The 2,023-nt window shown below is 69.6% G+C and carries 1 protein-coding gene; it reads right to left on the bottom strand.

Translation table 11 applies throughout. The annotated features are described in order from the left end of the window. On the bottom strand, positions 1-1,733 hold a 1,733-nt coding region (locus tag ACEN88_RS30165; RefSeq protein WP_413345635.1), incomplete at its 3' end, for a sensor histidine kinase. Between the last annotated feature and the right edge of the window lie 290 nt (positions 1,734-2,023).

Genomic DNA, 2,023 nt, shown 5'->3' with positions numbered 1-2,023 from the left:
GGCCGGGGTTGCGGACGCGGCCGTTGCAGGCACAGCCGGAACACGGTCCCATCCGGCGCCGGTTCGACGCGGATCGTGCCGCCCAGGCGCTCCACGCCTTTCTTCACGATCGCGAGGCCGATGCCCGTGCCCTGGTACTGGTCTTCGCCGTGCAGGCGCTCGAACACGTCGAACACGCGCTCGCGCTTGTCTTCCGGAATGCCGATGCCGTTGTCCGCGATGCGCACCCAGGCCGCGTCGGCATCGACGTGGCCATCGATGCGCACGTGCGGCGTCACCTCCGGGGCGACGAACTTGATCGCGTTGCCGATCAGGTTCTCGAATACCTGCACGAGGACCGCTTCGTTGCCGAGCACAGTCGGCAGCGGGGAGGCGGCCTCGATGCGGGCGCCGGCCGCCGCGATCTGCATCTCCATGTCGCCCAGCGCGAGCTGCACGACGCGGTCCAGTTCGACGGGTTGCAGGCGCAGCTCCGCGCGCGCCAGCTGGCTGTAGGCGAGCAGGTCCGTCACGAGCCGGTCCATGTGCTGGCTGACGGCGAGGATGCGGCGCAGGAACCGTTCGCCCTTCGCGCTCAGCGTGGCCGCCTCGTCTTCCAGCAGCGCGGCCGCGTAGCCCTGCACGTTGCGCAGCGGCGCGCGCAGGTCGTGCGCGATCGTGTGGGCGAAGGCGCGCAACTCGATATTGGCCTCCGCCAGCTGCTCCGTGCGGTCCTGGATGCGGTGTTCGAGCAACAGGTTGGCGTCGCCGAGTTCGCGCTGGGCGCGCTTCAGCGCCGTCACGTCCAGCATGCTCATCACGGCGCCGCGCACCTCGCCATCGACGAGGAGCGGCTGGCAGTTGAGCTGCCACGCGCGCATCCGCTCCGGTTGCGCGGAGCTGCTGCCGGTAATCGGAATGCCCGTCACGGCCTGCTTCTCGCGCAGCGCCGCCCGCAGCGCGGCGGCCAGTGCGTCGTCGTCGCTGCGCGAGCCGGCGATGCGGAATACCGTCGTCAGCAACTGGCCGCGCGCCTGCGCCTCTTCGCAGCCGAGCAATTGTTCCGCCACCCGGTTCATGAACCGCACGCGGCCGAACACGTCGACGGCGATCACGGCTTCGCCGATGCTGCGCAGGGTCGCGTCGAGGTTGGCCCGCTGGTCGGCAAGGAAGTCGGCGTCGCGGCGCGCCATCGCCCGGACGAAGAACAGCAGCGCGACCGACAGCACGGACACGGCGCCGGCGGCCGCGGGCACCGACCGCGCACGCACGAGCAGCCGCTCTTCCTCGGCCAGCAACGCGGCGATGCGCAGGGCGATCGCCTGGCGCAAGGCCCGCTCGTCGTCCTTGCTGGGATAGGCCATGGCGCGCTCCATGCCGGTGCGCAGGTTGCGCACGTACTCGTCCAGCAGCCGGCGCAGGTCGGCCAGTGTACGCTGCTGGGCCGGATTGTCGCTGGTCAGTTGCGTCAGCGTTTGGAGTGCGTGCGGCAGGGCGGTCAGGCGCTCCTGGAAATCCGCATCGTCGCGCCGGCTGTATTCGAGCCGCAGCGATTTCTGCAGCGCATCGGCCTCGTTGATCAGGCTTTGCGTGCCCTGCACGTGCTGCAGCACCTCGCGCGTGTGGTTGACCCAGCGCCAGGACGCGGCCGTGCGCTGGATGCCGACGGCAAGCGTGGAGATGCCTGCGAGCAGTACAGCTATGCTGATGGCTGCTGCGATATTGACGTACCGATGTGTTCTGTGGATGAGCATTGTGTCGGCGCCGGGCTTCATGTTTAACTATTCTACCCATGTGGGGGGCGATTGCGGGCTCGACGACGTGTGTCCCCTGTGATTCGGGACGGCCATCCCCATCTGCCGGGCATGCGAACCCTGCTGCGCAGCCTCCTCATCGCCATCCTCCTGCTCGCCGCCGAGGGCATCCTGCGCCCGTGGGTGGACGACGTCGCGTACGCGATCCGGCTCGGCTCCCTGCCGGCGCCGGCGGCGTTGCCGGTGCCCGTGGCGGGCGTGAAGCCGGCGCAACTGGCCGATACGGGCAC

The sequence above is a fragment of the Massilia sp. CT11-108 genome (genome assembly GCF_047302915.1).
Classification (GTDB): Bacteria; Pseudomonadota; Gammaproteobacteria; order Burkholderiales; family Burkholderiaceae_D; genus Telluria; species Telluria orientalis.
Note: the sequence above shows the minus strand (reverse complement) of the source record. Positions and strands in the feature narration are given on the sequence as shown.